This is a genomic window from Novosphingobium sp. 18050, from assembly GCF_902706195.1.
Taxonomy (GTDB): Bacteria; Pseudomonadota; Alphaproteobacteria; order Sphingomonadales; family Sphingomonadaceae; genus Novosphingobium.
The window spans coordinates 1-6,510 of record NZ_CACSJO010000059.1 but is presented as its reverse complement, the minus strand read 5'-3'; the positions used below and the strand labels follow the sequence as shown (position 1 = coordinate 6,510).

The 6,510-nt window shown below is 67.3% G+C and carries 6 protein-coding genes; all 6 read right to left on the bottom strand.

Annotated features, from left to right (window positions below; genetic code table 11):
- The coding region (locus GVL61_RS24230) for an outer membrane protein (protein ID WP_159983810.1) at positions 1–581 on the bottom strand (581 nt) is incomplete at its 3' end.
- Positions 582–769: 188 nt separating this feature from the next.
- Positions 770–1,228 carry a DUF2793 domain-containing protein gene (locus GVL61_RS24225; protein ID WP_159983808.1) on the bottom strand — a complete coding sequence of 153 codons (459 nt, stop codon included), beginning with the start codon at positions 1,226–1,228 and terminating at the stop codon, positions 770–772.
- A gap of 18 nt (positions 1,229–1,246) precedes the next feature.
- Positions 1,247–3,442 carry a phage tail protein gene (locus tag GVL61_RS24220; RefSeq protein WP_159983806.1) on the bottom strand — a complete coding sequence of 732 codons (2,196 nt, stop codon included), beginning with the start codon at positions 3,440–3,442 and terminating at the stop codon, positions 1,247–1,249.
- 1 nt (position 3,443) lies between these two features.
- Positions 3,444–3,866, bottom strand: coding sequence for a hypothetical protein (locus GVL61_RS24215; RefSeq protein WP_159983804.1), 423 nt, complete (start codon positions 3,864–3,866; stop codon positions 3,444–3,446).
- On the bottom strand, positions 3,863–4,687 hold the full coding sequence (locus GVL61_RS24210; RefSeq protein WP_159983802.1) for a DUF2163 domain-containing protein: 825 nt from the start codon (positions 4,685–4,687) through the stop codon (positions 3,863–3,865). The genes GVL61_RS24215 and GVL61_RS24210 overlap by 4 nt, the downstream gene beginning before the upstream one ends.
- Positions 4,684–6,510 (bottom strand): DUF2460 domain-containing protein (locus GVL61_RS24205; RefSeq protein ID WP_159983800.1); only part of this gene is annotated, 1,827 nt, incomplete at its 5' end. The genes GVL61_RS24210 and GVL61_RS24205, both read right to left, overlap by 4 nt.

Here is a 6,510-nt window from a genome sequence, read left to right as displayed (position 1 = left end):
AAGTTGTACGCCAGGGTACCCATCAGCGAGTGCGAACGCCAGCGGGTGCCGATGCTGTCGCCAGCAGGGCTGACCAGGTCGACGTTGGCGACGTTCATGAAGCGGTACTTCAGACCCACATCGATGTGCGAGCTGAGGGGAGCGCGGATACCCGCGATTGCCTGCCATGCGAAGCCGCTGTCCGAATCGTCGATGACGTCGGCGTGAACGCGGGCAACACCGGCACCACCGCCGACAAAGCCCTGAAGGCCGTCGTCGGGACCGAAGTCGAGCAGGCCATTGACCATGAACGACAGGTTGCTGGCGTCAGCACCGCCGGAGTTCTTGATCTTAGCCTGGCGATAGCTGGCTTCGGTCTCAAGACGGAAGGGACCGAAGTCGTAGCCGAGAACGGCGCCGCCATCGAAGCCCTTCTTGAAGTCGATCGAGTCGGCGTTCTTGACACCGTTGATCGCGACATCAGCGTCTTCGACGATCATGCCGCCGAAGTCGAGTTGCAGATACCATGAATTGTCGCGTGCGAACGCGGGCGTGGCAATGGCTGTCGAAGCCAGTGCCAGACCAAGGACGAGTTTCCTCATACGTTTCCCCTACAGAGAGATTTGGAGCCACCGAGTGCGAGAGTGTCTAGCCCCTCGGCATTCCGTGTGCAAGCGCACATTGAGCCCGACTGTTGCAAGAATGTCGCGATTCCGGGAGCTTGGGGGCGACTTGCGACCTCAATGTTCGAAACCTCTGACACCCCGTAGGACCTTTGTTTTTGCACCGGTTATGCCGACGGGAGAATACCCAAGGCTTGAAGAGCTGAGATCAGATCATTGATCGCAGCCCGAGCCTCCCCATCAACAATCGATCCTCCAAGTGGTTCCACAGGAAGCGAAGCTTTTCTCCAGGAACCGAAAAACAGCATCTCGCATCTCGCCGAAATGTCCAGCACGCGCATGCCATCGCGTGGTTGCACGAAGATCCAGGCGTTGCCCCGACGCGTGGCGATTTCAGCATCGTGTCCTTCCCAATCATCGGACGCTCCGGTGCCGATGAGCCACGCTTCATCCTCAACGGGATTTTCTGGAGGAGAGGCACTTTCACCCGTCACGGCACAATGCAGCAGGGTATCTGCCAGCACGAGGGCCTCGTTTACGAAGACTTCTTTTTGCGCTTGCCCCGTATGGAGCAGGGGCAGAGCGAAGCGGGGCGTGGCATTCGCGAAGATCAAGGCGTCGGTCATCGGGAATTCCTGTCGAAGTCAGGGGAGAGTGCAAAGCAGCAAAGGCAGCGAGAGGGCGTGGGTGCCCTGCTGGCGAACGTGCAGCGCGCTGCCGGGGGCCAGCGCCGTAAACTGGGCCAGCGTGGCCGCATCGATCGTCAGGCTGGGGGCGTCGGTCGCCCAGGTGGCGAGCGGGGCATCGAATGGCCCCAGGGTAATGAGGTAGCGCTCCGCCTGTTCGACCAGGGGCATGTCGACCCCGTCCTGCCAGGGCCAGCCGCCGCGTGCGCGGCGCGTCCATAGGAAAGTGCGGCCGCCGTCCTGCGACACGAGGGTCCGAGGATGGACCGGCGACAGGGGCCGCAAGGTGATGCCGCCGAGAAGCAGGGGGGTGGCGAGAGGTTCGGTGTCTCCGCGCGCCAATGCGACTACCTGCCGGCTGAGCCCGGAACCCAAGGCAGCCGAATCGAGCGCGGTGAGCCGGGCATCGAGCAGCGCGAAACCTTCGTTTTCGCGGTGAGTGTCGATGGCGGCCTCCGTCCCGCCGCGCCCGCGCAGCAGGCCGTGAATCTGCCAGTCGCCATTGCCCAGCGACGTTGCGTTGGCGAACTGCAGAATCTCCTCTCCAACCAGCGCAAGGTTGGCGCCATCGGCAAGTTGGCGCGTGTCGGCTCCGGCAAGCTGCATCTCGGGATCGGCCAGCGAGACAAGCAGGTAAGATCCTCGGTCGAACAGAAGCGGGTTGGCGGGAGGTAGCACGGAGCGCGCGGTGCCTATCGTTGCCCGCGTCCGGCCGCTGGCACCGAGAGGCAGAAGTTGGCCGTCGCCGCGGTCGGCGTAGAGCGCCGCGCCGCTCCAGTTCGCGCTCGTCCCGGAGACGGCGGCGAATGCCCGGGCATGGTCCGGTGCGCCCGAAGGTCCATCGAGCGGCAGTTCGAAGGCAAGGAGTCGGGTTTCCGCCGGTGGTGCGTCGAGGGGCGCATTGCCGCGTCCGGGGTCCGAGCCGAGCAGGGGCGCGGCATCGGCGCCGGTGGGAAGCGCTCGTTCCAGTGCGAGTTCGACGCCGCTTTCGCGCCATTCCCATGCGCGCACGCGCCACAGGCCCGCGATGCCGGGCAAGGCGACCAGAGCGCCGGGTGCTACGCCGGGGTCGAGTTCGCTGGTACGCCATGAAATACGGTCGCGGCTCCAGTCCACCCGCCGGGCCGTGCGTTCGATGAGCGTCCGCGCGGTCGCGGCATCGAGCGCGGCGGGCAGGTCCAGCGTGGCCGGTTCGCCGGGGGCCGGCTGGCCGGACGCGCGCTGCACGCTGGCCTGATAGTCGCGCTCCACATCATAATAGCGCAGGATTGCCGGAGGGCGGTCGGACTGGGGAGCGCGGCTGCGGGTGAACCCGGTGGCGCCGCCGAAATCGCCGTCGCCGGTTGTCGCCGCCGGCTCGGGCAGCTTGATTGACGCTTCCTGACTGCGTTCGCGCGCGATGATGAGCGTTTCGCCGCCTGCGTCGATTTCCAGGGGCATGACCTGTTCGAACACCTCAAGGTCAGTCGCGGGCGATCCTTCGCTGGTGTAGCCCGCCATGCCGTCAAGCGGGACTGACGCATCGATGCCTTCGATCACTTCGCCGATCACGGTCTGAAGGTCGAAGCGCTCGTCGGCGATCACTTCGAAGGTGAGCGAGGGGATGCGGTTGTAGAATTCGGAGAGGTCGAGATCCTCGAACACTACATAGGCAAGGTCGCGGTGGGCTGGGCAGAATTGCTCGCCCTCTGCTGCGGCGATGAGCGGGTCGACAGTCTGGTCCCCGGCGCCTGTATGGACGCGCATCGTGCCACCGGCCTTGAGGTCGCCTTCCGCGCCGCGCAGCAGCTTGCCGTCGGCCCAGATGCGGCCGATGCCGAGGATCGGACGGCTCGCCAGCGCGACAGCGAAGTTGGCGGTGTAGCTGTAGGTAGTTAGCGCGGGGGCGCCTTTGCCGGTGCCTTGCAGTTCGCTGTGTTCGACCAGCTCGGTCGCCCAGATCACCGATCCCGCTACGCGCATCCGGCCGAAGTGGCGCGGCAGAATCTGGCCGTAGCTGGAGGTGGTTACCGCCAGTTCCTTGAGGCGGGGTCCTTGCCGCGCGGAGGGGCCGAACAAGGCGCTGTCGAACTGGCGGCCGACGAGCGAGCCGATGGCTCCGCCGACGGGGCCGCCCAGCATCGTGCCCAGGCTGCTGAAAACGAGCGTCGCCATGTCAGGTCCTTATGGAGTCGGGGTTGGGGAGCAGGCGCCAGTGACCCATGACCGGCCATTCGCCCGGAAGCGGGCCCAGCACGACCTTGCGCAGCCCGGCATGGGCATGGATCACCGACCGCGCGGTGGCGGCGATGGCAACGTGGAACTGGCAGGGCGACGGGCGCAGCATCAGCACGTCGCCGGAGCGGATCGGACCGCTTGCCGCCGTCATGCCAAGATCAGCCATGATTTGAGCGGCATCCGGCATGGTGAGGCTGCGCAGCGTATAGCGGGCCGGCAGCGCCGCATCCCGGCCCAGCGCCGCGCAGGCCGAGGAAAGCACGCCCACGCAGTCCAGCCCGGTCTGCGGATCGCGGCCGTGGAGGCGAAAGCGCGTGCCCACCAGTTCCAGCGCGGCGGCAGCCAGTGCGTCCGGGGTCATTGGCCGGGGCTCGGGTAGCGGGTGAGCATGTCGTTACCGGGGAGGAAGGGTTCGCCCCGGAAGTTCACAGCATTGCCGAAGCGGGCGGCGCAGGTGCCCAGCGTATGGTCGCAGCCTTCACGAAGGCGCGCGCGGGTGCCGATGGGAGTTGCCGTGTCGATGGGCACGTCGAGGACGAGGCCGCCCACTTCGCCTGGTCCCATCACGCCCATGACCACGCCGGTCTGCGGCCCGTCCAGCCAATGCACCATTCCTCCGGCATGAAGGTCCGCGCTAGGCGCGCCTTCGAATACCGCCGCGTTCGTGAGCGGATCGATCGCGGAAAGGCGGACCTCGCACGTGAAATGCTGCGGATTGAGATTGCAGCCCGGCCCGCAAAAGGCGGCGCGGCAGGCCGGGCTGGTGCGAGGCACGGGATCGCGCCACAACTGCGCCTTGCGTGAGACCAGTTCGGCGGAAAATGCGCCGTCCTCCTCGATCATGGCGCCGATGGTGCCGGCGTAGAGAATCTCGCGCGTCCCGGTTTCCCAGTCGACCAGGCCGATGCGGACTTGTGCGCGGTCGAAGCGGCCCGAGGCGAGGTCTTCGCTAGAGATCGCCTCGTGGGTGATCGCGCCGCGCACTTCGGCGCTGTCGGCCTCGAAATCTGCCGACTTGCGGATGGCACTGGGCACCATGCCGGGCGAGGCGCTGTGGAGCACGCCGTCCAGCCACAAGTCGCGGTCGTGGGTGGTGAAGCCCAGCGTCACGCCGTCGCGGCGAAGGATGCGCCAGAAGGTGGCGACCGTTTCGAGGTCGCTGGCGAACCACGTCCTGCTCATGACGCCTCCCGGATTTCGACGATGGGTACGCTGGGCGCCTCGCCAGCGGCGAAGGCTGCGCCCGAGACTTCGAGGCTGTCCTCGGCGAATCGCACCGGCACGTCGAAGAGGAAGCCGGCGCAGATCGTCGCGCCGGGGGCGGGCGGCTGGTCGAAGATGACGATGCCGTGCTCGCCCAGCGTCCAGGTGCCGACCTGAAGCGCGCCGTTCACCGAGACGAGCATCGCTGCGAAATTGGGCCGGGTGATTCGGCGCACCTGGGCGGCCTCGCCGCTGCCGTAACGTTTAACCAGCGCGAATTCGCAGGCCAGTCCGTCGCCGATGCCGATTTCCTGATCCATCGGATCGGGCACGCCGACCATGCCGTTGGAGCTGTAGTCACTGGGATCGCGCAGGCGAAAACCGCGCGCCGGGCCTCGGCGGGCGCGGAAAAAGGCGAGGAGTTCGCCCAGTTCCGCCTCCGAACGGACGCCGGGGCCGACATCGAAGCGCAGCCGCGCGTTGGACCACAGCGAGTTGCGCCGCTCGAAGCCCGAGGCGGTGACCGATACGCTGGTCGAGAATTCCGGCGTCACCGTGGCGTCGCGGCCAAGCGCGAGGGGGTAGAGCACGTCGTCGAAGGCCTGCATGGGGTCGGCTCCTGATTGCGGCGATTGCGGCAGGCGGACGTATCCGTCGCGCGCGATTTGCGGCAGCGCCCAGACGACGATCTCGTGCGGGGCGCGGGTGAGGGCCTCGTCGATACCGGCGTCGATCTGCCGCCACTGGTCGCTCTGCTCGGGGGAAAGGACGAACCCGGCGAGGTAGTCCTGCTGGTGCGGCGGATAGCCCAGCCGTGCGTCGACCTCGGTGTAGGCCTTGCGGCGGTGGCCATCGGCCCCGGCGGTGAGCCAGTCGTAGTCCTCCACCTGCAGGCGGTCGAAGGCGGGCGCGGCCCAGCCCAGTGGCAGGTTCGCGCGCTTGAGTTCGGGCATGTCTGGCGCGAGCAGGGTGGGCGTGAAGACCAGCGCCAGCGCCTCTACAGGAGCTGGGGCCATGGCGGCGCGAACGGCGGAGACGAGGTCGGCGGTGGACTGCGCAAGAAGCGCGCCGGCTTGGTCGAGTAGCGCGGCCTGCGCCTCGTCCAGCGGCAGGCGCATGTCGGGGATGGCAGGGGGCAATCCGCCGAATGCGGCGCGCGCGGCAGCGTCATAGAGGTGAATGCGGCCGTCGCTGAGGGTCCACCACCAAGGCTCGCCCACCTGAAAGCGCACCGGCGCACCGGCCTCGGCCATAAGCGCGGCGAACGCGGCGCCGACGGACTGGAGCCATGTCATTGCCGCCTCGTTGGCCGGGGATAGCAGTGTCGAGGGTGGATCCCAGCCGGTCAGCGCCGGATTCCCGGCAAGGTCGCGCTGCTTCCAGTCGTCGGGGCAGTGCTGGTCGAGCAGCTCGTAGGATAGCGAGGCGACCGGGCTGAACCCCTGTTCCATGCATTCGGCAAAGAAGGCGCGGTGCCATGCGCGGGTCGGGGTATTGAGCGGATCGCCTCCCTGTCCGGCGAGGAATGCGCCGCCAGCGCCCGCAAGCCGGAAGTAATGGCTCATGCCCACGTAATGGACCACCGAGCCGCGATAGCCGAGCTGCCGAACGCTGCGCAGCAGGCGTGCGGGGGTCTGCACGCCCTGATCGTCGAAGCCGGTGGCGATGGCGAGGCCGCTTGCGGGAACCATCACGTCGCCGATCTCCAGCATCGCCCGCGCCCCGTCGGCGGCGATTTCGGTCATCTCGATCCAGCCTTCCGCTTCGGCGGGGAGGGGATCGGGGCTGGCGCCGTCGTAGCC

Bases quoted from the DNA above. Each gene is read 5' to 3' on its own strand.
- GVL61_RS24225 (WP_159983808.1), bottom strand. From the start codon at position 1,228: ATGACCGACGCCTTGATCTTCGCGAATGCCACGCCCCGCTTCGCTCTG.
- GVL61_RS24220 (WP_159983806.1), bottom strand. From the start codon at position 3,442: ATGGCGACGCTCGTTTTCAGCAGCCTGGGCACGATGCTGGGCGGCCCC.
- GVL61_RS24215 (WP_159983804.1), bottom strand. From the start codon at position 3,866: ATGACCCCGGACGCACTGGCTGCCGCCGCGCTGGAACTGGTGGGCACG.
- GVL61_RS24210 (WP_159983802.1), bottom strand. From the start codon at position 4,687: ATGAGCAGGACGTGGTTCGCCAGCGACCTCGAAACGGTCGCCACCTTC.